Genomic DNA, 25,691 nt, shown 5'->3' on the forward strand with positions numbered 1-25,691 from the left:
ACCCGCGCCGCGACGCTCAGTCATAGATCGCCTCCACCATCCACTGCCCGGCCTCGACGGCGAGCAGCAGGGCGGTGCCGTCGGCGAGGCCGACCTGGAACCGGGCCCGGCGACGTGCCTCGGCCGGCGCCCACCAGCGCTCGTCGACCGGCCACGGGCCCGCCCATCCGGTGATCTCCATCGGGCGGGCGGCATCGACGGTCAGCCGGGCGGGAGCGGCGCTCAGCTGCAGCCGGGCGGTGACCACCACCGGCTCGCCGGTGGCGTCGTGCACGGTCGCGGCGAGCGGGGTGGGCAGCACCACCGCCGGTGCGGGCGGCGGCAGCCGGCCCGGCCACGGCGGCTCACCGGGGCGCGCGGGCTCGCCCGGGCGCGGCGGCTGGCCGGGGCGGGCGGGCAGCCGCTCGTCCCCCCACGGCACCAGGTGCACCTGGTCACCGGGGGAACGCCCGCCGCCCAGCACCGCGGTGAGCACCGCCTCCGGGCCGAGGATGCCCTGGACCCGGCTCAACGCCCGGTGCGCCCGTTCCCGCTCCTCACCGGTCTCCCCCCACAGGCCGGGTTGCAGGCCGGCCTGCGCGATGACCCCGTCGGGGATCAGTCGCAGCCGGATGATTCCCGCCGTCGGGCGGGGCCGGCCGGCCCCGCCGCGCCCACCGCCGGTGAGCCAGCCGTCGAGCTGCCAACGGACCCGGTCGGCGATGGCCGCGGCGGTGAGCAGGCCGTCGTGCCGCCACACCCGGTGCAGCTCCTGGCCGTGCGCGGTGACCGCCTCGATGCCGAGCCGGGTGCAGGCCAGCCCGTGCCCGGCGAGGCGGTCGTGCAACTGCTCGGCCAGCGCGCGGGCGGCGAAGGCGGCGGCGTCGATCCGGTCGACCGGCTCGTCGTACTCGGCGGTCACCGTCAGGTCGGCCGGCGGCTGCCGGACGGCGAGCGGACGGTGGTCCCGCCCGGCCGCCAGCCGGTGGGCCAGCGCCCCGTCGAAGCCGAACCGCGCCAGCACGTCACCGGCGGGCAGCGCGGCGAAGTCGCCGAGGGTGCGGACGCCGAGCCGGCGCAGCAGGTCGGCCAGGGCGGGCCGGCTCAGCGCCTCGACCGGCAGCCCGGCGAGGAAGGCGGGGGTGCCGCCGGGTGGGACGACCCGCCCGGTGCGGGCGGCCAGTCCGGCGGCGAACACACCGTCGGCGATGCCGACCTGGCTCTCGACCCCGCAGGTCTGCGCGACGTGCTCGATGATCCGTTCGGCGGCCGTCTCCTCGCCGCCGAGGTAGCGGCTCGGCCCCCGGGCGGCCACCGCGCAGGCGCCCGGGCGCACCACCTCCACGCCGGCGACCAGGTCCTCCACCGCGGCCACCACCGGCTCGAACGCCCGGGCGTCGCGCCCCGGGTCGTAGTCGACCACGGTCAGCTGGGGGCAGCGGCCCTGCGCCTCCCGTTTGCGCAGGCCCCGCCGCACCCCCTCGGCCCGGGCCCGTTCGGAGCAGGCGACCACCCGGTTGGCGTGCAGGACGGCCACCGCAGCGGTGGCGGGCACCCCGTCGACGATCTCGGCGGCGAGCACCGGCCAGTCCGGGCACCAGAGCAGCAGGGTGCGGGCCGGCGCGGTCATGCCGGGCCGACCAGGGTGAGCGCGCCGCGGCGGGAGACCGCGGCGCCGGTACGACCGGGTACGGCCGCCGGGCGGACCCGGCCGGCGGGCGCCACGGCGCGGGGGATCACCCGGGTCAGCTCGTCACCGGGCAGCCAGACCTTGATCTCCTTGGGCCGGGCGGCCGCCCCCCGCCCGCGCGCCGAGACGGTGACCTCCCGTCGGCGCAGCCGGCCCCGACCCGGCCCGAGCCCTTCCCAGGCACCCCGGACCACCTGCAACGTCACGTCCGCGCCCTCCCACCGGCCGTACGGGACGAGCACGCTGCCCCGCTGCCGGGCCCGGGCGGCCAGCCGGTTGGCGACCGAGGCGGAGACCGAGGCGGGCACCGCGGTGACCACGACGTCCACCCCGTCGATCAGCGCGGCGATGACGGTGGCCCAGTCGGGCCCGGGGTGCGGCACCAGGGCGAGCCGGTCCAGGGCGATCCCGAGCTCGGCGGCGGCGCCCGCCCCGAACGTCGGCACCCCCACCACGGCGCACCACGAGCCGGCCCGGGACGCCTCGGCGAGCAGCGCCAGCACCAGGGAGGTGCCGCCGCTGCGCCGCGGTTGACCGGTGGCGACCGCGATCGTGCTGCCGCGCCGTAGCCCCCGGTTGGGCAGCAGCCCGGTCAGTTCGGGCGCCACCGGCAGCACCCGGTGGCCGCCCGCCGGGTCCGGCGCACTCGCCGGACGGACCAGACCGGCCAGTGCGGCGGAACCGACCACCATGCGGCCCGCCATCGGACCAACCCCCCGTCGTTGCTGTTGGATCAGGTGTCGCTGTCAGTGCCCCGGTCGGCAGCGCCGGCAGTGCCCCGGTCGGCAGCGCCGGGGCGGACCGCCGGGCGGCGCGGCCCCGGCGGGTGCGCCCGGAGCCGCACCGCCCGGCCCGGCGCCGCCCCCGCGGAAGGCGCGGCCCCGACGACGTGGACCCTTCGTCGGCCGCCCGGTGCCGGCCGCCCGGCTCCCCCCGCCGGGCGGTCGACATCTGGGCCCGCCACCCTCGCCGCCCCTGGCCGGAGCGGCGAGGCCCGGACGCCGTGCCCACGACCGGACCGCCGAGACCGGGGGCGCGCCCCGGACCGTCGAGGCCCGGGCCACGCGCCCGAAGCGGTGCGGCCCAGGCCACGCGCCCGAACCGCCGAGACCGGGGCCACGCCCGCACCACCGGGACCCGGGACAGCGGTGGACACCACCGCCGTCCGGGCCGTGCGAGCTCCACGGCGGGCTGCTCGGCAGGACAGCGCACCGGGGGGCCTCGACCGGAGACAGTGGCGTCCGGGCGCGGAGCGGGATGCGTCCGGCACCGGCGTGCGCCCCGCCGCCGGGTCAGGCGGCGAGGCCGTCGAGTGCCGGTTGGTGGGCCACGCCGAGCGCGGTCTCCACCACCGAGACGAACTGCTCGGCCGCGCGGAGCAGGTCATCGGCCTCCCGGGCACTGACCACCCGGGGTATGCCGGCCTCGGCGGCGGCCCGTTTACCGGCTCCGGACGCGAAGTAGCGGGCCCACTCGTCGAGCTCGGGGGCGACGGCGGAGAGCAGGACCCAGACGCTGGTGATCTGGTGGCGCCGGGTGGGTGCGGGCCGGGCGCGGGCGGCGAGCAGGGCCGCGGCGGCGCGCAGCGCGGCCAGGTGGGCGGCCGCGTAGCGAAGGCCGTCGGGACGGGTCTGGCCGGCCTCGATCAGCCCGCGCCGGGCCACCGCGAGGAGCTGGGCGGGGGTGCGGTGCGGCAGCACGTGCGCCGGCACCGTCGGTGGCTGAGCGGGTTTGGTCGGCATCGGACTGTCTCCTCCACTGGCCGAGGCGGCCGGCCGGCGGCGAATGCTCCGCCGGGCGGGACGCCGGGACGAGTGGTGCGGAGGAAGACGCACCGTGTGGGGCCGGCCGGGTGTGGAGCTTCCCCACACCACACCCGGCCGGCGTACCGGCGGGTTCGTCGCCCGCCGCCCGGGGGTCGTGGGCGGCGGGCGACGCTCCTGCCTTGACGGGACCGGGCTCGCGACTGCCCGGAACCCAGGTGCGGCCCGCGGTGCCGCACCGCCCGGGGCAGCGCCGCGAAACACCGCCTCCGGGAGGTTGGAACGAACGTTCGAGGCAATCGAACACTCGTTCTAACTACTGCTGACAGTACACCCCTCCCCCGACGAAAATGCAACGTGTGACGCGCCGACCTCCCCGGAACCGCGCGATCGACGGGTCGAAGGGCGTGGGCGGGCGGAACGGGCGGGGCGCGACCGGGGAGAATGACCGCATGCAGCCACACCCGAACGTGCGGACGGTGCAGGACGCGCTGTCCGGCGCCGACACCCGGGACGCCTCCGGCGCCCCCAGCACGATCCGCCTGCTACCCGAGGCCGTGCACACCGCGGCGGCGGCCGCCGAGGCGCTCGGCGTCGACGTCGGCCAGATCGCCAACTCGCTCGTCTTCGAGGCCGACGGGGAGCCTCTGCTCGTGCTCACCTCCGGCGCGCACCGCGTGGACACCGCCGGCCTGGCCGCGTCGATCGGGGTCACCCGGCTGCACCGGGCCACACCGGACTTCGTCCGGGCGCACACCGGCCAGCCGATCGGCGGCGTCGCCCCGCTCGGGCACCCGAAACCGCTGCGCACCCTGGTGGACACCGCGCTCGCCGCGTACCACGAGATCTGGGCGGCCGGCGGGGTGCCCCAGGCGGTCTTCCCGACCACCTACACCGAGCTGCTCCGGATCACCGGCGGCACACCGGCCGAGGTGGCGTGACCGGGCGAGCCCTCGGGCCGGGCGGGGTGGCGGCGTGAGCGCCGTCCCCGACCTGGTCACCCTGCACGTGTGGCGGACCGCCCCGGCGGCGCTGCCCCGCGCGCTGACCCGGATGGCGTTCGACCCGCGCCGGTTGCGCGCCACCCGGGGCGTACGGTTCGCGAAGCTGCTCGGCACGGGCACCGGCACCGGCTTCGGGCCCGGTGACGCCGACCCGACCCGGTGGGCGGCGCTGACCGTCTGGGACTTCCCCACGGCGGCGGCCGGCTTCGACGACACGCCGGTCGGGCGCGCGTGGAGCCGGATCGCCCGCGCCACCGTCCGGGTCGACCTGCGTCCACTGACGAGCCGGGGCGAGTGGTCGGGCCGCCGCCCGTTCGGCGAGCCGGCCGGCGGCCGGGTCACCGGCCCCGTGCTCGCCTTGACCCGAGCCCGGCTGCGGGCCCGACGGGCGGTCACCTTCTGGCGGGCCGTCCCCCCGGTGGCCGCCGCCCTACGCACCGCACCCGGCCTGCTGGCCCGGTTCGGCGTCGGAGAGGCCCCGCTGGGCTGGCAGGGCACGGTCAGCGTGTGGCGCGACCCGGCGGACCTGGTGGCGTTCGCGTACCGTCACCCGGAGCACCGCGCGGCGATCACGCGGACCCCCACCGAGGGGTGGTACGCCGAGGAGCTGTTCGCACGCTTCGAGGTACGCGACGTGGTCGGTGACCGCGGGGTGCTGGGCTGGGCCGAGGAGGCCGACACGAGAGGTGGGTGGGCATGAGGTTGGTGCGGTGGACCCCGGACGATCTCGTCCGACGGCTGGACGACGTGGTGGCCGTCTACGGCGAGGCGATGGGCTACCGGACCGACCTGCTGGACGCCCGGCGCGGCTACATCGCGACCCACGCGCGCCGGCCCGGTTTCCGCGCCGTGGCCAGCCTGACCAGTGAGGGCCACCTGGCCGGCTTCGGGTACGGCTACCTCGGCGCACCCGGGCAGTGGTGGCACGACCAGGTGCTGCGGGCGCTGGACCCGGCGGCGCGGGAGCGCTGGCTGACCAACTGCTTCGAGGTGGTCGAGCTGCACGTCCGGCCGCCCGCGCAGGGGCACGGCCTGGGCGCCGGGCAGCTGCGGGCGCTGCTCAGCCTGGCCGAGGGGACCACCACCCTGCTCTCCACCCCGGAGGCCGACGAGAAGACGTCGCGGGCCTGGCGGCTGTACCGCCGGTTCGGCTTCACCGACGTGCTGCGCGACTTCCACTTCCCCGGCGACGAGCGGCCGTTCGGCGTGCTGGGGCGGGACCTGCCCCTCGACCACCCGGCCCCATGACCCGGCGGCTGTCCTGGGCGCTGCTGGCCGTCCTGGTGGCCGCGCAGATCTGCTACCCGCTGACCGACGGGACGACCCGGGCGCGGCTGACCGTGGCCACCGTCGCCCTCGGCTACCTGCTCTCGGTGGGGCACGCCCTGCTCAGCCGGGGCCCCCGGGCCGCCGTGGCACTGGTCGCGGTGGCCACCGGCGGCGGGTTCGCCGTGGAGGCGGTGGGGGTGGCCACCGGGGTGCCGTTCGGCAGCTACGACTACTCCGGCGAGCTGGGGCCGAAGCTGGCCGGAGTACCGCTGATCATCCCGCTGGCCTGGACCTGGATGGCCTGGCCGGCCTGGCTGGCGGCGGTGCGGCTCGCTCCGTCACCGGCCGCGCCCGCGGACCCCGTCGGCCGCACGGCGGCCGGGCCGCCGCCCGCCACGGCCGCCGGCGGCTCGCTCGCGGTCCGGCGGGTCGCCCTCGCCGCGGTGGGCCTGGCCACCTGGGACCTGTTCCTCGACCCGCAGATGGTCGCCGAGGGCTACTGGCGCTGGCGGGACGCCGCACCGGCCCTGCCCGGCCTGGCCGGCGTCCCGGTCAGCAACTACCTGGGGTGGCTGCTCTTCGCGGTGTTGCTGATGAGCGCGCTGCGTCCGCTGGCCGGCCCGGCCGCGACGGCCACCGACGGCCGGGACGCCCCGATGTTCGCGCTCTACCTCTGGACGTACGCGTCCAGCGTGCTGGCCCACGCGGTCTTCCTGGACCTGCCCGCGTCGGCGCTCTGGGGCGCGGCGGGCATGGGGCTGACCGCCGTGCCGCTGGCGGTGACGCTGCTGCGCGCCCGACGCCCGGGCGCCCGACCCGGGCCCCGGCGGCCGCAGCCGTCCGGGGTCGACGCGCCCGCATGACCGCCCTGATCGCGCTCACCCTCGTCGTGGCCGTGCTGACCGTCCACACCCTGGTCAACGCGGCCCGCTGGCTGCGCCGCCCGGCCGCGCCGGCGGGCGAGGTGACCGAACCGGTGGCGGTGCTGCTGCCGCTGCGCGACGAGGCGGCACGGGTCGCCCCGTGCCTGCGGGCGCTGCTCGCCCAGCGGGGCGTGCCGGGGCTGCGGATCGTGGTGCTCGACGACGGCTCCACCGACGGCACCGGCGACGTGGTCCGCGAGATCGCCAGGGACGACCCGCGGGTCACCCTGCTCACCGGGGCGCCCCCGCCGCCGGGCTGGCTCGGCAAGCCGTACGCCTGCTGGCAGCTGGCCACCCGCGCCGACCCGGCGGCCACCGCGCTGGTCTTCGTCGACGCCGACGTGGTGCTCGCACCGCACGCCGTGGCGGCGGCGCTCACCGAGCTGCGGGCGGCCGGCGTGACGCTGCTGTCGCCGTACCCCCGGATCGTGGTGACGACGGCGGCCGACCGGCTGGTCCAACCGCTGTTGCAGTGGCTGTGGCTGACCTTCCTGCCGCTGCGGGCGGTGGAGCGGTCGCGGCGGCCGTCGCTGGCCGCGGCCGGCGGGCAGTTCCTGGTGGTGGACCGGGCCGGCTACCTGCGGGCCGGCGGGCACGCCGCGGTGGCCGACCGGATCCTGGAGGACATCGAGCTGGCCCGGGCGGTCAAGCGCGCGGGCGGTCGGATCGCGCTCGCCGACGGGTCCCGGCTCGCCGACTGTCGGATGTACGCGGACTGGCCGCAGCTGCGCGACGGCTACTCGAAGTCGCTCTGGGCCAGCTTCGGCCACCCGGGCGCGGCGGCCGCGGTGGTGGCGCTGCTGCTCCTGCTCTACACCGCGCCGCCGCTGCTGGCGGTGGGCGCGCTCGCCGTCGGGTCGGCGCCGGCGGCGCTGCTGGCGGCGGCAGCGTACCTGCTCGGGGTGGCCGGACGGGTGGTGACGGCCCGGGCGACCGGCGGCCGGCCGTGGCCCGACGCGCTGGCACACCCCGTGTCGCTCGTGGTCCTCGGTTGGCTGACCCTCCGGTCGTACCATCTGCGAAAGCGGCGGCGGCTGTCCTGGCGGGGCCGCCCGGTCGGCTAGGAGGCGGGATGGCGCGGATCGTGGTCGTCGGCGCCGGGGTAGGCGGGCTCGCCGCCGCCGCCCGGCTGGCCGCCACCGGGCACGAGGTGACCGTCTTCGAGCGGGCCGACACCGTCGGCGGCAAGCTGGGCCGGTACGTGCGCGACACCCCGGCCGGCGCGTTCCACTTCGACACCGGGCCGAGCCTGCTCACCCTCCCCGAGGTCTTCGGCGACCTGTTCGAGGCGACCGGCGCGAAGCTCGACGAGTACCTGGACCTGGTCCCGCTCGACCCGATCGTCCGGCACGTCTTCCCCGGTGGGCCGACGCTGGACTCCTGCGCCGACCCGGCCCGGTTCGCCGCCCGGGTCGGCGCGGCCCTGGGCGACCGCGCCGCGAGCGACTGGCAGCGGCTGTGGCGCCGCGCCGGCCGGGTGTGGGCCGCCTCCTCCCGGGACGTGCTGCGCCGCCCCGTCGACTCCCCCCGGGACCTGGCCGCGCTGGCCTGGCGGCTCGGCGACCTGGCCGCGATCGCGCCGGGTCGTACGCTGCGCGGCCTGAGCCGCCGGCACCTCGCCGACCCGCGGCTGAGGATGCTGCTCGACCGCTACGCCACCTACGCGGGCGCCGACCCGCGCCGCGCCCCGGCCGCGCTGGTCGCCGTCCCCTACGCCGAACTGGCGTACGGGGGGTGGTACCTGCGCGGCGGTCTGGGCACCCTCGCCGACGCGCTGCTGTCGCGGTGCCTCGATCTCGGCGTGGTCGTGCAGACCGGCACCACGGTCACCCGCATCGACGCGGCGGGCGGCCGGGTGCACGGCGTACGCCTCGACGGCGTCGCCGCGCCCGTCCCCGCCGACGCGGTGGTGGCCAACTGCGACGCGCTCACCCTCTACCGCGACCTGCTGCCCCACCCGCGCCGGCTGGCCGGGCTCACCGACCGCAGCCTGGCCGGGTTCGTGCTGCTGCTCGGGGTCACCGGCTCCTCGGGGCTGGCCCACCACACGGTGTTCTTCCCGGCCGACTACGACGCCGAGTTCGACGCGGTCTTCGGCGACCCGGGCCGGGGCGTACCGGCCCGTCCGGCGCCCGACCCGACGGTCTTCGTCACGGTCGCCGACGACCCGCTGGTCCGCCCGGACGGGCACGAGGCGTGGTTCGTGCTGGTCAACGCCGCCCGGCAGGGCACCGCGACGGGCGCGGTCGACTGGCGCCGGCCGGGCCTCGCCGAGGCGTACGCCGACCGGATCCTGGACGTGCTCGCCGCGCGGGGCGTGGACGTGCGCGACCGGCTGCTGTTCCGGGAGATCCGCACCCCCGCCGACCTGGTCACGGCGACCGGCGCGCCGGGCGGGGCGATCTACGGCACCGCCGGCGGCCTGCTCCGCCCGGCCAACCGCGGCCCGGTGCACGGGCTGTGGCTGGTCGGCGGGTCCGGCCACCCGGGCGGTGGCCTGCCGATGGTCACCCTCTCCGCCCAGATCGTGGCGACCGACATCGGCCCCGCCTGACCGCCTCCCGCGCGCTCGCGGCTCTCGCGCCGCCCCTCTCGGTTGCGTGGACAGTCCGGGCGGATCAGTTCGCGGTCAGCAGGGCACGGCGTACGGCGGTCAGGAGTTGGCCCAGGCCAAAGCCGGCGAGCAGCACCCACACCGCGGTCGCCATGGTGATGGTGCCGGCCGCGAGGTCCGGCTCGATCAGCCCGGCGAGCCCGGCCACCAGCAGCCCGCCCAGGGCGACCAGCACCCGGGTGGGCCGCTCCCCCACCGTGACCGCGCCGATCTCCCGCATACCGGCGGAGACCGCCCGCGCCCGCACGTACTCGTGCAGCCAGGAGAGCCCCCCGGCCGCGGCGGCCAGCGCTCCCGGCGCACCGACCAGCCAGAACGCCACCACCCAGGCGGCCTCGCCGAGCCGGTCGGCCAGCGAGTCGTAGACGTAGCCGAGACGGGTGGTGCGCCCGGTCACCACCGCCACCGCGCCGTCGACGCTGTCCGCCACGCCCGCGAGCAGCACGAACAGCGCCCCGAGGAAGGGCCCGTCCCCCGGCTGCACGGCGAACACCGGTACGCAGACGCAGAGCAGCACACCGACCACCGTCACGGCGGTCGGGCCGACCCGGAGACGGCCGAGCACGTACCCGACGTGGTAGGCGAAGCGCAGCCAGCCCCGTACCGCGGGAGCGGCCGAGCGGGGGTCGAAGCCTCCGTGCAGCCGGGCCCACGTCGTCGCGTACTCGTCCCAGTTCAGGTGTGTGCCCACCACTGGTCAACCGTCGCAGCCGGGATCAGGTGTCGCGCCCCGTCTCACGCCCGCGCGTCCACGCGGAGGTTCTGCCAGACCTCCCGGGTGGCCGTGGAGCGGTTGAGGGTGATGAAGTGGATTCCCGGCACGCCCTCGTCGAGCAGCCGCCGGCACATCTCGCTGGCCTGCTCGATCCCGAGCCGGCGCACCGCCTCGGGGTCGTCGGCCACCTCCTCGAAACGCGCGGCCAGGGCCGGCGGGAACGGCGCCCCGGAGAGCTGGACCGACCGTTCGATGGTGGCCATCCGGGTCACCGGCATCACGCCGGCGAGGATCGGGGTGTCGCAGCCGGCGGCGGCCACCCGGTCGCGCAGCCGAAGGTAGTCGTCGGCGTCGAAGAACATCTGCGTGATCGCGAACTCCGCGCCGGCCCGGCACTTGCGGACGAAGTGGGCGGTGTCGCTGGCCACGTCGGGCGAGCGCGGGTGCTTGTACGGGAACGCGGCGACGCCGACGCTGAAGTCGCCCGCGTCGCGGATCAGTCGGACCAGTTCCTCGGTGTAGCGGACGCCCTCCGGGTGGGGGACCCACTCGCCGCCCGGGTTGCCCGGCGGGTCACCGCGCACCGCGAGCACGTTGCGCACGCCGACGCCGGCCAGCCGGCCGATCACGTGCCGCAGCTCGGCGACGGAGTGGTTGACGGCGGTGAGGTGGGCCATCGGCAGCAGCGTCGTCTCGGTGGCGATCCGCTCGGTGACGGCGACCGTCGTGTCCCGGGTCGACCCGCCGGCGCCGTAGGTGATGGAGACGAAGGAGGGCCGCAGCGACTCCAGCTCCCGGATCGCCCGCCAGAGCAGGCGTTCGCCCTCGGGTGTCTTCGGGGGGAAGAACTCGAAGGAGAAGGTCGGCTGCCGCTCACGGATCAGCTCCCCGATCGCCGGCTGCGGGTTCGGGAGGACGGAGGGGAGACCGAGCGCCACGTCCCGACTCTAGCGGGCGACGCCGGCCGCACCGGCGAGCTTCCCACCCGCTGGGTCGCGCACCGGGAGCACCAGCGGGCCGGCCGGGCGGGGAGGCCGGTACCCCGGCCGACCACCCGCCACGATCGCGGCGGGGTGGTCGGCGGGCCGGGGAGGAAAGCGTCGTACCCCCGGGGTAGACCTGTGGCAGCGCGGGCGGGGCCGGTCCCCGTGGGGGCCCGCGCGGGGGTCGCCGCTCCCAGTGGTGGCGTGCTCGCCCGTCCGGGGGCGGTCGCCGCCGCACGCGCCCCCTTCGGAGAGACCGATGACCTCGACCCCGCCCGCCGAGCCGCTGCTGCTCGGGCCGCTGATCACCCAGCTGCGGCTGGCCCGCGGCTGGAGCCAGCGGCGCACCGCCGAGGAGCTCTGCGCGGCCGCCGGTGTGCCGACCCTGAGCCGCCACGAGGTGTCCCGGTGGGAACGGCAGGTGCGGGTGCCGGGCGACTTCTGGCTGCGCTGGCTCGCCGTCGTCCTCGCCGCACCGCCCGAGCTGCTGGCCGACGCGGCGGCGCGGTCCCGGCGGCTGGTCGCGCCACCGACCGGGGCGGCCGTCGACGCCCGGTCCCGCGCCGCGCTGCTCGCCCTGGCCCAACGCTGGCAGGTCGATCCGCACGCCACCCTGCTGATCACCGCTCCGGCCGCGCTCGCCGAACGGTGCGCCCGCGGCGACGAGCCGCACGCCGGCCCGGCACCGGCACCACCGGCCGCTCCCGGCGGCACGCCGCGACACCCCCGACGGGCGTACGCCGCCGACCTGGCCGGGCTGCGTCGGCTGGACGACCTGGCCGGCGGGGCCGACCTCGCCCCGCTCGCCGCGGAGCGGCTCCGCCGGGCGACTCGGGCGCTCCGCCGGTGCGGGCCGGCCGGTCGCCGTCGGCTCTTGCCGCTGCTCGCCGAGTCGGCCCAGCTCGCCGGCTGGCTCTGCGCCGACGCCGGTGACCCGGCCGGCGGTCTGGCCGCGTACCGGCTCGGGCTGCGGGCGGCGGCCGCCGCCGGCGATCCGGCCCTCGCCGGGCACGTGCTCGGCTCGGCCAGTCACCTGCTCGCCGGCAGCGGCGACGCCGAGGGCGCCCTCCTGCTGGCCCGCGCCGCGTACGCGGGCAGCCGGCGGTGGGCCAGCCCCGGCCTGCGGGCGCTGTTGCTGCACCGGGTGGCGCTCGCCGCCGCGCTCGGCGGGCGGCCGGACGCCGCCGCGCGGGCCCTCGACGCCGCCGAGCGCGCCACCGCGGCGCCCGACCCCGGGCGGGAGCCGTCCTGGCTCTACTGGCTCGACGGGCCGGAGCTGGCGGCGATGACCGGGCGGACGCTGGTCGCCCTGGGCCGGCCGCGGCGGGCGGAGGCGCTGCTGGGCGGCGCGGCCCGGGAGCCCGGACGGCCCCGCCGGGCGGCGGTCTACGGCGGTTGGCTGGCTCGGGGCTACCTCCAGCTCGGCGAGGTGGAGCTGGCCTGCGAGGCGGCGGGGGCCGCCCTGGTCGAGGCGGTCCGCGCCGGCTCGCCCCGGGCGGTGGCCCAGCTCACCGGCGTACGCCGAGGGCTGGCCGCCCACCGGCGCTCGCCCGCGGTCCGGCACCACGCGGCGCTCGTCGCGGCGGCCCTGCCCTACCTTCCCCGGCCCTGCGCGTCCCGGCCGGGCCGGCGTGGTCAGGGGCGCGCCGGCCCGGGGAGGGACGGCGGGCGCGGAGTGGGTCTCACCTAGATACCGGCGGGTACCACATCGGCCACCCGACCGGCTAGCGTTCACGCGTGACCGACGCTGCTCCCGTCTCCCCCGTCGACCGTGCCGGCCTGCGCCAGCGGGTCGACAAGGCCCTCACCGAGTTCCTGGCCAACCAGCGGGTCTGGATGGCCGGTGTCGACGACGCGTTGACACCGCTCGCGGAGGCGATCGAGGCGTTCGTGCTGGGCGGCGGCAAGCGGCTGCGCCCGGCCTTCGCCTACTGGGGCTACCGGGGCGCCGGCGGGGTGGACAGCGACCAGGTGCTGGGCGCGCTGGCCGCGCTCGAGCTGGTGCAGGCGAGCGCCCTGATCCACGACGACCTGATGGACCGGTCGGACACCCGGCGCGGCGAGCCGGCGGTGCACCGGCGCTTCGCCACCCGGCACCGGCGGTCCGGCTGGGGTGGCGACCCGGACGGGTTCGGCGACGCCGCGGCGATCCTGCTCGGCGACCTCTGCCTGGTGTGGTCCGACGAGCTGCTGCACTCCGCGGGGCTCGACCCGCACATGGTGGCCCGGGCCCGCCCGGTCTTCGACGAGATGCGCACCGAGGTGACCGTCGGGCAGTACCTCGACGTGTTCGCGCAGGTGACCCGGGACACCTCGGTGGAGCGCGCCGGCAAGGTCGCGCGCTACAAGTCGGCGAAGTACACGGTCGAGCGGCCGCTGCTGCTCGGCGCCGCGCTGGCCGACGCCCCGGCGGACGTCCGGGCCGCGTACTCGGCGTACGGGCTGCCGCTGGGCGAGGCGTTCCAGCTCCGCGACGACGTGCTGGGCGTCTTCGGTGACCCGGCGCAGACCGGCAAGCCGGCCGGGGACGACCTGCGCGAGGGCAAGCGCACCTACCTGGTGGCGGCCGCGCTGGAGACGCTCGACGACGCCGGACGGGAGGTGCTGCTCGCCGGGCTCGGCGATCCGGGGCTGGACGAGGAGGGCGTCACCCGCCTCCGTGAACTGATCACCGCGAGCGGCGCGGTGGCCCGGACGGAGGAGCGGATCGGCACGCTGACCGAGACCGCGCTGGCGGCGCTCACCGCCGTGGACCTCGACACCGAGGCCCGCCAGGCCCTGGTCGACCTGGCCATCGTCGCGACCCGCCGCACCGACTGACACCGTCGCCGGGCGCGCGGCGGGCGTCGGCGGCCCCACGCGGAGCGCGCCGGGCGGCCCGTCGGAAGATCGTGCGGTCGACGGAGGCCGAGGGCGGCCCGTCGGTCGATCGCGAGGTCGCCGCCCCCGCGTGCGGGAGCGGCGACCTCGCGCGCGGTCAGAAGCCGAGGGCCTGGGCGCGACGCTTGACCTCGCGGGCCTGGTCACCGCCGAGGGCGGCGGCCGGCGTGCCGGGCAGGGTGTCGTCGGGCTCGTAGAGCCAGCGCAGCGCGGCCTCGTCGTCGTAGCCGGCGTCGGCGAGCAGGTTGAGCACGCCGGGCAGGTGCTTGAGCACCGTGCGGTTGGCCACCAGGTCGGCGGGCACCCGGCGGACCCCGTCGCGGCGGACCGCGAGCAGTTCCCGGTCGCGGATCATCTGGTGCACCTTGCTGATCGACACGCCGAGGCGCTCGGCGACGTCGGGCAGGGTCAGCCAGCCGGCCGCCTCGGCGGGTCCGGCCTGGTCGGGGCCGCTGGCGGCCCGGTCGGCGGGTACGGGTTCGGTCACCCGAACACCCTGCCACGTGGCCGGCGGGCGCGGGCGGACGGCACCCCGTACGCCGTCGGTCGGAGCGACCGCGGCGCCCGGAGGCGGCGCGCGGCCGCCGGAACCGTCGCCGTCGGTGGCGGCGCGGCTGCGCAGCGCAGTGGGCCCGGTTCCCGGCCGCCGAGCCCGGCACGGACCTCCGAGGAAGGGTGTCTTCCCAGGTCACGGGGGGTTTACCCGGGGTCGACGAGCGCGGCGGACGGGTAAGGTCTGAGCCCGGCTGTAGCATCCTGTTCAACCTTGACCCCCTGGACACATAGACTCCCTGCCGATGGACACACAGGTCGCCGACACGTTGCTGGGCTCGCTGATCGACGGGCGCTACCGCATTCGCGGTCGCGTGGCCCGTGGCGGCATGGCGACCGTGTACACCGCCACGGACGAGCGGCTCGAACGCACCGTGGCTGTCAAGATCATTCATCCGACCCAGGCTTCCGAGTCCCGGGCGCGGGTCGCCGGGTTCGTCGAGCGGTTCACCGACGAGGCGAAGACGATCGCCCGGCTCACCCATCCCAACGTGGTCGCGGTCTACGACCAGGGCACCCACGCCGGCCTGCCCTACCTGGTGATGGAGTACGTGCGGGGTCGCACCCTGCGCGAGGTGCTCGCCGAGCGACGCCGCCTCAACCCCGACGAGGCGCTGGCCATCTTCGAGCAGATGCTGGCGGCGATCGCCGCCGCGCACCGGTCGGGTGTGGTGCACCGCGACATCAAGCCGGAGAACGTCCTGGTCGCCGAGGCGCCCACCGGCGGCATGTCCAACCTGGTCGACAGCGTCGTGAAGGTCGCCGACTTCGGGCTCGCCCGCGCCGTCGAGGCGAGCGCCGAGGAGGAGAGCGGCAACCAGCTCATGGCGACGGTGGCGTACGTCGCCCCCGAGCTCGTCACGCAGGGCCACTCCGACCCGCGCACGGACGTCTACTCCGCCGGCATCGTGCTCTTCGAGATGCTCACCGGCCGAGTCCCCTACGACTCGGGTCGCCCGATCGACATCGCGTGGCAGCACGTCGACCGTGACGTGCCGGCGCCGTCGACGCTGGTTCCCGGCCTGCCGCCGGTCCTCGACGGGCTCGTCGCCCGGGCCACCCGGCGCGACCCGGGCGCCCGGCCGGCCGACGCCGGCGCGTTCCTCTCCGAGGTCCAGGTCGCCCGCGACGACCTGGGCAACCTCAACAGCCGTACGACCGTGCTGCGCCGGATCGCCGACGAGCCGGTCTCCCAGCCGACCATGGTGGTCGCGGCGGTCCGTCCGGCCGAACGGCCGGCGTGGGCCCGGCTGCCGGAGGGCGGCCAGCGGGTCGGGCGGCGTCGCGCCGCCCCGGCCGGCGGTGACGATCGGTCCGGTCTCGACGGGTTGCGCGCCCGGCTGGCGCACGCGAGCCGCGGGCGGTTCGGGCTGATCGCGGCCGCGGTCGCGCTCGTCCTGCTCGCCGCGGTCGGCGGCTGGTACCTCACGGTCGGCCGTTACACGGCCGCTCCCCAACTGGTCAGCCTGAGCAAGGCCGACGCCGAGGCACAGGCCGCGCGCGCCGGGCTCGTCCTGACGTACGCCGAGCCCCGCTACCACGACACGGCGCCGAAGGACAGCGTCCTGTTCCAGGAGCCGGCCTCGACCGCCCGGATCGTCAAGGGCGGCACGATCACCCTGACCCTCTCCCTCGGCCCGGAGCGGTTCCCGCTGCCCGACGTGGTGGGCAAGGAGTTCGAACTGGCCGAGGCCGACCTGACCAGCGCGAAGCTGGTGGTGGTCAAGGGCACCGCCCGCTACGACGACAACCTGCCCGCCGGGGTGGTGGTGGCCACCAACCCGAAGGTGGGCACGGAGGTCAAGCCGGGCGACAAGGTGACCGTCGTCCTGAGCAAGGGCAGGGCGCCGATCAGCGTGCCCAACATGGTCGGGAAGAACCTCAACGAGGCCCGGAACGCCCTGGCCCAGCTGGGCCTGACCCCGGTCGAGGTCTACAAGGACTCGGACAAGCCGAAGGACGAGATCGTCGGGCAGAGCCCGTCCGACGGCGCCGGTGTGGAGAAGGGCGCCGAGGTCAAGCTGGAGGTCAGCAAGGGCCCACCGCTGGTGGTCGTGCCCCGCGTGATGGACCTGCCCTGCCAGCAGGCCAAGCAGGTGCTGGAGAGCCAGGGCTTCCCGGTGGCGATCCAGCTCAACCCGAACGCGATCGTCCGGTTCCAGAACCCGAACGAGAATTCCCAGGTGCCACCCGGCACCCAGGTGACGATCGGATGTTTGTGAGATGACGGTGACCTCGACCCGTCCGGTCGGCGCGCACACACCGACCTCGGGTGGCCTGGCCAAGGCGGCCCTGCCCTACCTCGACGCGACCGGCGCCGAGGTGGTCCAGGTCTACGTCTCCAACTCCCGTGGCTGGGCGCTGCCGCCGGGCGACCCGGCGCAGGACGCGCTGTTCCGCGCCGGTTGCGCGGAGCGGGGCGTGCCGGTCTTCATCCACGCGTCGCTGCTGGTCAACCTCGGCTCCCCCACGCCGGCCACGGTCGAGCGGTCGGCGCAGACGCTGGCGCACGCGCTGCGCCGGGGCGAGGCGATCGGCGCGCGGGGCGTGGTGTTCCACGCGGGCAGCGCGGTCGACGCGGGGCATGCCGACGCGGCGATGCGGCAGGTCCGCGAGGCGCTGCTGCCGCTCCTGGACTCGGCCGCCGCCTCGGGCGGGCCGATGCTCCTGGTCGAGCCGAGCGCGGGTGGCGGCCGCTCGCTCGCCTCACGGGTGGAGCAGCTCGGTCCCTACCTGGACGCGGTGGACCAGCATCCGTGGCTCGGGGTCTGCTTCGACACCTGCCACGCGTGGGCGGCCGGGCACGATCTCGCCGCCGAGGGCGGCATGACCGCGACGCTGGACACGCTGGTCGCCACCGTGGGGGCGCAGCGGCTGCGGCTGGTGCACGCCAACGACTCGAAGGATCTGTGCGGTTCGACCCGGGACCGGCACGAGAACATCGGCAAGGGCACCATCGGCGAGCCCGCGTTCGCGGAGCTGATGGCGCATCCGGCGACCGCCGGGGTGCCGATCGTGGTGGAGACGCCCAGCGAGAAGCAGCTCGGCCACGCCGCCGACATCGCCACCCTCAAACGCCTCCACCCCTAACCCACCGCCCCCGGGGCGCGGCGGGGACGGTGGGGCCGGGACGGGCCGGGTGGGGGTCAGGCGCGGAGTACTCGGGTCAGGATCTCGATCGCGCGGTCGACGGCGGTGTCGTCGACGTCCATGTGGGTGACCAGCCGGGCCGTACGCGGGCCGAGCACCGAGATCAGCAGGCCCTCCTGCCGCGCGGCGGCGGCGAGCGCGTGCGCGTCCCGCGCCGACTTGGTCAGGTCCAGCGGCACGATGTTGGTCCGCACCGCGGTGGCCAGCACCCCGAACGGGGCGATGGCCTCCGCCAGCCGGGCGGCCTTCGCGTGGTCCTCGGCGAGCCGCTGCACGTGGTGGGCCAGCGCGTAGCGCCCGGCCGCGGCCAGGACACCGACCTGCCGCATGCCGCCGCCCATCCGCTTGCGGACGAGCCGCGCCCGCTCGATCTTCTCGGCGCTGCCCACGACGAGCGAGCCGACCGGCGCGCCCAGGCCCTTGGAGAGGCAGACGGACAGGGTGTCGAAGAGCCGGCCGTACTCGACGAGCGGCACCCCGTCGGCGACGTGCGCGTGCCAGATGCGGGCGCCGTCGCAGTGCAGGGCGAGCTGTGCGTCGTCGGCGATGCGCCGCAGCTCCCGCAGGGTCGCCAGCGGGATCACCCCGCCACCGCCCCGGTTGTGGGTCTGCTCGACCGCGATCGCCCGGGTCGGGACGGCGAAGTAGCCGTCGGGGCGGATCATGCCGGCCACCACGTCGGGATCGATGTCCGCGCCGACCGCCGGCCAGGTCCGCGACGAGATGCCGCCGTACGCGGCCGCGGCGCCGATCTCGTACGTGACCACGTGCGCGTCGGCGTCGCAGAGCAGCTCGTTCGCGGGCGGCACCACGAGCTGCAGGGCGATCTGGTTGGCCATGGACCCGCTCGGGGCGAACAGCGCCGCCTCGTGCCCGAACAGCGCGGCGACCTCGGCCTCCAGCGCGGTGACGGTCGGGTCCTCGCCGTAGACGTCGTCACCGACCTCGGCGGTGGCCATGGCCTCCCGCATGCCGGCCGTGGGCCGGGTCACGGTGTCCGAACGCAGGTCGATAGGGCTGTCAGCCACGGTGATCCTTTCGACTGCCGACTGCGGGGCTCGCAAGCTCACTCCTCGCGTCAGCCACGGTGTTCCTCTTCGCTGCCGACTGCGGGGCTCGCAAGCTCACTCCTCGCGTCAGCCACGGAGCATCTCCGCTACGAGGAAGGCCAGCTCCAGCGACTGCTGGGTGTTCAGTCGCGGGTCGCAGGCGGTTTCGTACCGGTCGGGCAGGTCGAGGTCCTCGATGCCCTGGGCGCCACCGAGACACTCGGTGACGTCCTCGCCGGTGAGTTCGACGTGCAGGCCACCGGGGTGGGTCTCCAGGCCCCGGTGCACCTCGAAGTAGCCCAGCACCTCGTCCACGATGCGGTCGAAGTGTCGGGTCTTGTAGCCGTTGGACGACTCGTGCGTGTTGCCGTGCATCGGGTCGCACTGCCAGACGACCTTGGCGCCGGCCGCGGTGACCTTGGCGACGATGGGCGGCAGGGCGTCGCGCACCCGGTGGTTGCCCATCCGGCTGATGAGGGTGAGCCGGCCGGGGATGTTGTCGGGGTTGAGCTTCTCGCACAGCTCGATGGCCTCGTCCGGGGTGGTCGTCGGGCCGAGCTTGACCCCGATCGGGTTGGCGATGCGGGAGATGTAGTCGATGTGCGCGCCGTCGATCTGGCGGGTGCGCTCCCCGATCCAGAGGAAGTGCCCGGAGAGCCCGTAGGCCCGGTTGCCGGAGACGCGGGTGAGCGCCCGGTCGTACTCCAGCGCGAGCGCCTCGTGGGAGCAGTAGAGGGTGACGGTGCGCAGGGCGTCGTCGTCGGTCAGCCCGCAGGCGCGGATGAAGGCCAGGGCACGGTCGATCTCCCGGGCGATCGCCTCGTAGCGCTCCCCGGCGGGGGAGTTCTTCACGAACCCCTTGTTCCAGTCGTGCACGGCGTGCAGGTCGGCCAGGCCACCGGCCAGGTAGGCCCGGAGCATGTTCATGGCGGCGGCCGAGTTCGCGTACGCCCGGATCATGCGCTGCGGGTCGGCGACCCGCGCCTCCGGCGTGGCCTCCAGGGAATTGATCATGTCGCCGCGGTAGGCGGGGAGCCCTCGCGCGTCGGTCGGCAGCGACCGGGGCTTGGTGTACTGGCCGGCGACGCGGGCCACCTTGACCACGGGGAGCGAGGCGCCGTAGGTCAGCACGATCGCCATCTGGAGCAGCGTGCGGGCGTTGGCGAGCAGGTGGCTCTCGGTGTTGTCGGCGAACGTCTCCGCGCAGTCGCCGCCCTGGAGCAGGAACGCCTTGCCCTCGCAGACCAGCGCGAGCCGCTGCCGGAGCTGGTCGACCTCGTACGGCGCGACCACCGACGGCACGGTGTCGAGCACCTTGCAGACCTCGGCGACCTTCGCCGGGTCCGGCCAGGGCGGGGTCTGCGCGCGGGGCAGGTCCCGCCATCGGTCGAGGCCGAGGGCGGCGTCCTCGGCGGAGTCGACGGTCGGACGGCTGGTCTGCAACCCCGGGCTGTCCACCGCGGGATGGCTCAGCTGGTGCCACTCATGGCGCATGACAGAAAGCGTACGGCGACCACGGAGCGCAGCGGGCGCCGAGGGGCACCGTTCCGGCTGCTGGGAGGTCTCCCGGGGCGGGAGGGACCGCGCCAGGTCAGGACGCGGGCGACGCCGACGGGTTCGGGCCGCCACCGGCGGCGGGGTCGGCGGCCGTGCCCGGCGCCTCGCCGGCGATACACCAGTCGGCCCCGTCGCGGGTGACGGTGAACACCAGCGGCCGGGTGACCTTGCGCGAGCCGACGGCGACCGTGACGGAGACGCTCACCTCCTGGCCGCGGGGGCCGGACCGGATGTCGGTGATGGCGGCCTCGGGCACCTCGAAGTGGTCGGCGAAGTCGCCGTTCGGGGTGGTCGCCGCCGCGTCGAACGTCTCGTGCATCACCGCGCAGAGCTGGCTGCGCCCGGCGTCCACATCCTTGGCGATCACCGCGTCGAGGTAGGCCTGCACCCGCTCGCGGGACTTCGTGGCGGCCTCCTCCGCGGGCGCCTGCTCCGGCTTCGGGGGCTCCTCGGTCTCGCCGCCGAGCCCGCAGCCGGCCAGGGTGAGTGGCAGGACCGCGAGGGTCGCGGCGACACCCGCCAGCTTCCGGTGCGTCACGCCCATCAACCCCTCCCCTCGGCACGGGTACGTGGAGCAATACCGAGCGGCGAGTCTGTCACATCGACCTGAGCGGCGGACAGGTGTGTCCCGCGACACCCCGGCACGACACGCCGGGCGGGGAGGGACGGTGCGTGTCCCTCCCCGCCGTGTGGGTGCTGCGTCGGCCTACGGCTCAGCCGAGACCGCCCTTGATGGCGCTGATGAGCTCACCGTTGCCGGTGTCACCGGAGAGCTCCCAGAAGAACGCGCCACCGAGGCCCTGGTTGTTGGCGTACGTCATCTTTCCGTTGATCGTGGCGGGCGTGTCGTAGCTCCACCAGTTGCTGCCGCACTTGGCGTACGCCGTGCCGCCGACGGTGCCGGTGGCGGGGCAGCTGTTCTTGAGGACCTTGTAGTCCTCGATGCCCGCCTCGTAGGTGCCCGGCGCGGCGCCGGTCGCGCTGCCGCCCGGGGCCGCCTGGGTCACGCCGGTCCAGCCGCGTCCGTAGAAGCCGATGCCGAGCAGCAGCTTGTTGGCCGGGATGCCCTTGCTCTTGAGCTTCTGGATCGCCGCGTCGGACCAGAAGCCCTGCTGCGGGATGCCCGGGTACGAGTTCAGCGGCGAGTGCGGGGCGGTCGGGCCCTGCGGGTTGAAGGCGCCGAAGTAGTCGTACGTCATCGGCATGATCCAGTTGAGGTGCTGGGCGGCGCCCGCGTAGTCGGTGGCGTCGATCTTGCCGCCGTTGCTGCCGTCGGCGGTGATCGCCGCGGTCACCAGGGCGTTCGCGCCGAACTTGGCGCGCAGCGCGGCGACGACGTTCTTGAACGCGTTCGGGCCGCTGCTGTCGCAGGTCAGGCCGCAGGCGTTCGGGTACTCCCAGTCGACATCGATGCCGTCGAAGACGTCCGCCCAGCGCGGGTCCTCGACCAGGTTGTAGCAGCTGTCGGCGAACGCGGTCGGGTTCTGCGCGGCCTGCGTGAAGCCGCCGGACCAGGTCCAGCCGCCGAAGGACCAGATCACCTTCAGGTGCGGGTACATCTGCTTGAGCTTGCGCAGCTGGTTGAAGCTGCCGCGCAGCGGCTGGTCCCAGGTGTCGGCCACGCCGTCCACGCTGTCCGCGGCGGTGTACGCCTTCTCGTAGTCGGCGTAGCTGTCACCGATGGCGCAGCGGCCGCCCGTGGTGTTGCCGAACGCGTAGAGGATGTGCGTCAGCTTCGACGCCGAGCCGCTCGTGTGGATGTTCTTCACGTGGTAGTTGCGGCCGTACACGCCCCACTCGGCGAAGTAGCCCACGACCTTCTTCCCGCCCGGGTCCGGCGGGGGCGTGGTGGGCGGGGGCGTGGTCGGCGGGGTCGTGGTCGGGGGCGTCGTGGTGGGCGGGGTGGTGCCGCCGCCGCAGGCGACGCCGTTGATGGTGCAGTTCAGCGGGGCGGCGTACGGGCCGCTGCCGTTGTAGCCCCAGCTGAACGAGGCGCCCGGCGCGATCGGCCCGGCCCAGCTCTTCTTCACCGCCACGTAGTGGTTGCCGGTGCGGGTCACGTCGGCGTCCCAGGAGCTGCTGACGCTGCTGCCCGAGGGCAGGTCGAACTCGATGCGCCACGTGCTGACCGAGGCGTCCGACCCGTTGGTGATCGTCACCCTGGTCTCGTGGCCGGTCCCCCAGTCCTGCACCTTCGTGAACGTGGTCGTCACGCTTCCGGCGCCGAACGCGCTGGCGACGGGCGCCAACGCGGCGGTCAGCGCGACCACGGCACCGGCCCAGAGGGCTCGGCGGAGCGATCTTCTCATCGGCCGTCTCCCAACGGTTAGGAAAGTTTCCTAAATGATGCTGAGACGCTACTCACACCGTCATCGCTTAGTCAAGATGTACATGTTTCGATTTCTCGCGCCCGTCGCACAACCCGCCCTCGTCCGGGGGCCCGGACGGGGCGGAGCGCGGGCCGCCGGCGCGGCGGTAGCCTCGCCGGATGGACGTCTTCGACATTCCGATCGACGCGCTCAACGGCGGCCCCGCCGACCTCGCCCGCTACCGCGGGCGCGCGCTGCTGGTGGTCAACGTCGCGTCGCGCTGCGGCCTCACCCCGCAGTACGCCGGCCTGCAGGCCCTCGCCGAGGAGTACGCCGACCGGGGCCTCACCGTGCTCGGCGTGCCCTGCAACCAGTTCGCCGGTCAGGAGCCCGGCACCGCCGCGGAGATCAGCGACTTCTGCCAGGTGAACTACGGCGTCACCTTCCCGCTCACCGAGAAGGTCGAGGTCAACGGGCCCGGCCGGCACCCGCTCTACGCGGCGTTGGTGGACACGCCGGACGCCGAGGGCCACCGCGGCGACGTGCGGTGGAACTTCGAGAAGTTCCTGGTCGCCCCCGACGGCACCGTGGCCGCCCGGTTCGCCCCGCAGGTGCAGCCCGACTCCGCCGAGCTGCGCACCGCCGTCGAGAAGGTGCTCCCCGGCGTCTGAGCCCGTCCCGCTACCCGGGAGAGTGGCAGGCCGCGCCGACCCCGACCCACCGGTCCCGCCCGCCGTACGGTGGGCGGGTGCGGGTTCGGCGCGCCCAGGGCCACGAGGGCCGGTCGGGCGCCGACGACGCGGGAATGCGGCCACGGTGGACGGAGTTGCGCCGGACATGACGACTGTGGGACTGATCGGCAGCGGTCACATCGGCGGCACCGTGGCACGGCTGGCCGTGGGCGCCGGCTACGACGTGGTGCTCAGCAACTCGCGCGGGCCGGAGACGCTGCGCGACCTCGTCGACGAACTGGGCGCGCGGGCCCGGGCGGCGACGCCGCAGGAGGCCGCCCGCGCCGGTGACCTCGTGGTGGTGAGCGTGCCGCTGAAGGCGTACGTCGCCGTGCCCGCGGAGCCGCTGGCCGGCAAGGTCGTGCTGGACACCAACAACTACTACCCGCAGCGCGACGGGCAGATCGCCGAGCTGGACTCGGGGGCGACCACCAGCAGCGAGTTGCTCCAGCGCCACCTGCCGCAGGCCCGGGTGGTCAAGGTCTTCAACAACATCAACTTCCGGCACCTCGGGTCGCTGCACCGGCCGTCGGGGGCGCCCGACCGGACCGCGCTGCCGATCGCCTGCGACGACCCGGACGCGAAGGCGGCGACCATCGCCTTCCTGGACCGGATCGGTTACGACGCGGTGGATGCCGGGCCGCTGGCCGAGGGTCGGCGTTACGAGCCCGGCACGCCGGCCTACGGGGTCGTCTACCTCGCGGACCCGTCCGACATGGAGCACGGGGTGCCGGCCGGGGCGGACGAGCTGCGGCGGGCGCTGGACGCCGCCTGACACCGATCGCCGTGGTGGCCGCGTTGGACGCGGTGTCCGGTGAGGTGCGGGCGCGCGGCCCGGAAACGGCACGCGCAGCGTGACACGCCGGCTTCTCGGCGTGTCGGGGCGGTGACAGTTGCATCGGAGTCCCGCCGACGGGACGCTGTCGGCCGGACGCATCCCGTTGACCGGACGCACCCCCCGGAGGCGACATGCACCTTCCCCGAACCGCGCCGCGCCGCCTGCTCGCCGTGGTGGCAGCCCTCCTGGTCGGGCTCGGGCTCCCGACGGTCACGGCCACGCCCGCGAGCGCGGCGACCGTGGGCTACGTGCGGCTCGCGCACCTCTCCCCCGACACCCCGAGCGTCGACGTCTACCTCGCCGCCCCGGACACCGCCGAGCCACGGGTCTTCCCCGGCGTGGGCTACGGCGTGATGTCCGACTACCTGCCGCTGCCCGCCGGCCGGTACGCGGTGGCGATGCGCGAGGCGGGCGCCCCGGCCGACGACCCGCCGGTGCTCACCACCGAGGTCGCGGTGGACAGCGGCGGGGCGTACACGGTGGCCGGGGTGGGGCGCTACGCCGACCTGGGGCTGCGCGTCCTGCACGACGACCTCAGCACGCCGGACGGTGGCCGGGCGAAGGTGCGCGTCGTACAGGCCTCGGTGCGCGCGCCGGTGCTGGACGTCGCCGCGGCCGACGGGCCGGTCATCGCCCACGGCGTGCAGTTCGCCACCACCACCGACTACCAGTTGGTCGAGCCGGGCAGCTGGCGGCTGCGGCTGTCCGCCAGCGGCGGCCCCACCACCGAGGCGGAGGTCCGGCTCACCGGTGGCGCGGTGTACTCCCTGCTGGTGCTCGACGCCAAGGAGGGCGGGCTCACCACCGAGCTGCGGCGCGACGCCGAGGGCGGCACGGTCGTCCCGACCGGCGGGGTGGAGACCGGGGCCGGTGGCACGGCGGGCTCCGGCCGCGGGACGTACCCGGTGATCGCGGGCGGCTTCGCGGGCCTCGCCCTGGTCGCCGGCCTCGCGCTGCTGCGCCGCCGTCGTACCACCTGGTGAGCACCCCCCGCGGCCCGGAGATCCGCCGGCACCGGCGGCGGTCCCGGCGGCCGGCCACCGCGCTCGTCGCGCTCGGCGCGGCGCTCTGCCTGGCCACCGGCACGGGGGTCGGGCTGGCCACCACCGACCCGCCGACGGCCGACGGCCGTCCACCGACCCGGGGCGCGGCCGACCCGCGGCCGTCCACGCAACCCGGTCGCCCGGCGGCGGGTGGCGCGGCGGCGCCCGTCCGCGCCGCGCCGGGTGGAGAGCCCACGCGGGTACGGATACCGCGCATCGCCGTGGACGCCCCGCTCACCGTGCTCGGCCTGGACCGGGCGGGCGCCCTGCTGCCGCCGGCCGGGTTCGACGTCGCCGGCTGGTACGGCGGCGGCCCGGCGCCGGGTGACCCCGGCCCCGCGGTGCTCGCGGGGCACCTGGACTCCCGCCGCGGTCCGGCCGTCTTCGCCCGCCTCGGCGAGCTGCGCGCCGGCGACCGCGTGGAGGTGCGGCGCGGTGCGCGGTGGCTCGCGTTCCGGGTGACCGGCTCGCTGCGCACCCGCAAGGACCGGTTCCCCACCGGGACCGTGTACGGCCCGACGCCCGGCGCGGAGCTGCGCCTCGTCACCTGCGGCGGGACGTTCGACCGGCGACGTGGCCACTACGCGGACAACGTCGTGGTCTTCGCCGTCGCCGAGCCGCCCGGCTGAGTCACCGCGCCCG

24 protein-coding genes are annotated in these 25,691 nt (G+C 76.0%); 14 read left to right on the forward strand and 10 right to left on the reverse strand.

The genetic code is table 11. The features are described 5' to 3' along the window. Positions 1 to 16: 16 nt before the first annotated feature. From SM573_RS19960 to SM573_RS19970, 3 genes are all read right to left on the reverse strand, one after another. On the reverse strand, positions 17 to 1,609 hold the full coding sequence (locus SM573_RS19960) for a DNA polymerase Y family protein (protein ID WP_474616787.1): 1,593 nt from the start codon (positions 1,607 to 1,609) through the stop codon (positions 17 to 19). After that, positions 1,606 to 2,373, reverse strand: coding sequence for a hypothetical protein (locus tag SM573_RS19965; protein WP_474613172.1), 768 nt, complete (start codon positions 2,371 to 2,373; stop codon positions 1,606 to 1,608). Before SM573_RS19965 ends, SM573_RS19960 begins: the two co-directional genes overlap by 4 nt. 588 nt (positions 2,374 to 2,961) lie before the next feature. Next, positions 2,962 to 3,411: an SAV_6107 family HEPN domain-containing protein gene (locus tag SM573_RS19970; RefSeq protein WP_474613171.1), complete on the reverse strand. Its 450-nt coding sequence runs from the start codon at positions 3,409 to 3,411 to the stop codon at positions 2,962 to 2,964. Between the two features lie 473 nt (positions 3,412 to 3,884). On the opposite strand from SM573_RS19970, the gene SM573_RS19975 reads away from it, so the two are divergent. Genes SM573_RS19975 through SM573_RS20000 form a run of 6 tightly spaced genes read left to right on the forward strand, consistent with a single transcriptional unit; the run spans position 3,885 to position 9,182 of the window. Next, positions 3,885 to 4,373, forward strand: a complete 489-nt coding sequence (locus SM573_RS19975) for a YbaK/EbsC family protein (protein ID WP_474613170.1) — start codon at positions 3,885 to 3,887, stop codon at positions 4,371 to 4,373. Between the two features lie 34 nt (positions 4,374 to 4,407). Then, a complete protein-coding gene (locus tag SM573_RS19980) occupies positions 4,408 to 5,136 on the forward strand; it encodes a monooxygenase (RefSeq protein ID WP_474613169.1) in 729 nt (242 codons plus the stop codon). Continuing rightward, entirely contained in the window at positions 5,133 to 5,684 is a 552-nt protein-coding gene (locus SM573_RS19985) for a GNAT family N-acetyltransferase (protein ID WP_474613168.1), read from the forward strand. Before SM573_RS19980 ends, SM573_RS19985 begins: the two co-directional genes overlap by 4 nt. Beyond that, positions 5,681 to 6,568 (forward strand): carotenoid biosynthesis protein, encoded by an 888-nt coding sequence (locus tag SM573_RS19990; RefSeq protein ID WP_474613167.1) that lies wholly within the window; start codon positions 5,681 to 5,683, stop codon positions 6,566 to 6,568. Before SM573_RS19985 ends, SM573_RS19990 begins: the two co-directional genes overlap by 4 nt. Further along, on the forward strand, positions 6,565 to 7,692 hold the full coding sequence (locus SM573_RS19995; protein WP_474616788.1) for a glycosyltransferase family 2 protein: 1,128 nt from the start codon (positions 6,565 to 6,567) through the stop codon (positions 7,690 to 7,692). The genes SM573_RS19990 and SM573_RS19995 overlap by 4 nt, the downstream gene beginning before the upstream one ends. 8 nt (positions 7,693 to 7,700) lie before the next feature. Then, positions 7,701 to 9,182: a phytoene desaturase family protein gene (locus SM573_RS20000; RefSeq protein ID WP_474616789.1), complete on the forward strand. Its 1,482-nt coding sequence runs from the start codon at positions 7,701 to 7,703 to the stop codon at positions 9,180 to 9,182. A gap of 64 nt (positions 9,183 to 9,246) precedes the next feature. Here SM573_RS20000 and SM573_RS20005 read toward each other — a convergent pair whose 3' ends face one another. Both SM573_RS20005 and metF read right to left on the reverse strand, forming a co-directional pair. Next, entirely contained in the window at positions 9,247 to 9,936 is a 690-nt protein-coding gene (locus tag SM573_RS20005) for a CDP-alcohol phosphatidyltransferase family protein (protein ID WP_474613164.1), read from the reverse strand. Between the two features lie 41 nt (positions 9,937 to 9,977). Continuing rightward, positions 9,978 to 10,895, reverse strand: a complete 918-nt coding sequence (metF, locus tag SM573_RS20010; protein WP_474613163.1) for a methylenetetrahydrofolate reductase [NAD(P)H] — start codon at positions 10,893 to 10,895, stop codon at positions 9,978 to 9,980. A gap of 304 nt (positions 10,896 to 11,199) precedes the next feature. Between metF and SM573_RS20015 the strand changes: the two genes are divergently transcribed. Both SM573_RS20015 and SM573_RS20020 read left to right on the forward strand, forming a co-directional pair. Beyond that, positions 11,200 to 12,630 (forward strand): helix-turn-helix domain-containing protein, encoded by a 1,431-nt coding sequence (locus tag SM573_RS20015; RefSeq protein WP_474613162.1) that lies wholly within the window; start codon positions 11,200 to 11,202, stop codon positions 12,628 to 12,630. Between the two features lie 47 nt (positions 12,631 to 12,677). Beyond that, positions 12,678 to 13,760 carry a polyprenyl synthetase family protein gene (locus SM573_RS20020; protein WP_474616790.1) on the forward strand — a complete coding sequence of 361 codons (1,083 nt, stop codon included), beginning with the start codon at positions 12,678 to 12,680 and terminating at the stop codon, positions 13,758 to 13,760. 157 nt (positions 13,761 to 13,917) lie between these two features. On the opposite strand, the gene SM573_RS20025 is transcribed toward SM573_RS20020, so the two are convergent. Continuing rightward, positions 13,918 to 14,307 (reverse strand): Rv2175c family DNA-binding protein, encoded by a 390-nt coding sequence (locus SM573_RS20025; protein WP_474613160.1) that lies wholly within the window; start codon positions 14,305 to 14,307, stop codon positions 13,918 to 13,920. 310 nt (positions 14,308 to 14,617) lie between these two features. Between SM573_RS20025 and pknB the strand changes: the two genes are divergently transcribed. Continuing rightward, complete coding sequence (gene pknB / locus SM573_RS20030) at positions 14,618 to 16,594, forward strand: Stk1 family PASTA domain-containing Ser/Thr kinase (protein ID WP_474616791.1); 1,977 nt, start codon at positions 14,618 to 14,620, stop codon at positions 16,592 to 16,594. A 1-nt stretch (position 16,595) separates the two neighbouring features. Then, positions 16,596 to 17,462: a deoxyribonuclease IV gene (locus tag SM573_RS20035; protein ID WP_474613158.1), complete on the forward strand. Its 867-nt coding sequence runs from the start codon at positions 16,596 to 16,598 to the stop codon at positions 17,460 to 17,462. 56 nt (positions 17,463 to 17,518) lie between these two features. On the opposite strand, the gene SM573_RS20040 is transcribed toward SM573_RS20035, so the two are convergent. From SM573_RS20040 to SM573_RS20055, 4 genes are all read right to left on the reverse strand, one after another. Next, entirely contained in the window at positions 17,519 to 18,550 is a 1,032-nt protein-coding gene (locus tag SM573_RS20040) for a threonine aldolase family protein (protein WP_474613157.1), read from the reverse strand. Positions 18,551 to 18,658: 108 nt separating this feature from the next. Further along, positions 18,659 to 20,065: a class II 3-deoxy-7-phosphoheptulonate synthase gene (locus SM573_RS20045; RefSeq protein WP_474613156.1), complete on the reverse strand. Its 1,407-nt coding sequence runs from the start codon at positions 20,063 to 20,065 to the stop codon at positions 18,659 to 18,661. Between the two features lie 97 nt (positions 20,066 to 20,162). Then, entirely contained in the window at positions 20,163 to 20,672 is a 510-nt protein-coding gene (locus tag SM573_RS20050) for a hypothetical protein (RefSeq protein ID WP_474616792.1), read from the reverse strand. Between the two features lie 169 nt (positions 20,673 to 20,841). Continuing rightward, complete coding sequence (locus SM573_RS20055) at positions 20,842 to 22,437, reverse strand: glycosyl hydrolase family 18 protein (protein WP_474616793.1); 1,596 nt, start codon at positions 22,435 to 22,437, stop codon at positions 20,842 to 20,844. 179 nt (positions 22,438 to 22,616) lie between these two features. Here SM573_RS20055 and SM573_RS20060 point away from each other — a divergent pair, with 179 nt between their 5' ends. The 4 genes from SM573_RS20060 to SM573_RS20075 all read left to right on the forward strand — a co-directional run bounded on the left by SM573_RS20060 (position 22,617) and on the right by SM573_RS20075 (position 25,678). Further along, positions 22,617 to 23,108, forward strand: coding sequence for a glutathione peroxidase (locus tag SM573_RS20060; protein ID WP_474616794.1), 492 nt, complete (start codon positions 22,617 to 22,619; stop codon positions 23,106 to 23,108). Positions 23,109 to 23,274: 166 nt separating this feature from the next. Next, complete coding sequence (locus SM573_RS20065) at positions 23,275 to 23,943, forward strand: NADPH-dependent F420 reductase (RefSeq protein WP_474616795.1); 669 nt, start codon at positions 23,275 to 23,277, stop codon at positions 23,941 to 23,943. 194 nt (positions 23,944 to 24,137) lie between these two features. Beyond that, positions 24,138 to 24,989, forward strand: coding sequence for a DUF4397 domain-containing protein (locus SM573_RS20070; protein WP_474613151.1), 852 nt, complete (start codon positions 24,138 to 24,140; stop codon positions 24,987 to 24,989). Further along, a complete protein-coding gene (locus tag SM573_RS20075; RefSeq protein WP_474613150.1) occupies positions 24,986 to 25,678 on the forward strand; it encodes a class F sortase in 693 nt (230 codons plus the stop codon). The genes SM573_RS20070 and SM573_RS20075 overlap by 4 nt, the downstream gene beginning before the upstream one ends. Positions 25,679 to 25,691 lie beyond the last annotated feature (13 nt).

The sequence above is a fragment of the Micromonospora xinjiangensis genome (assembly GCF_056150165.1).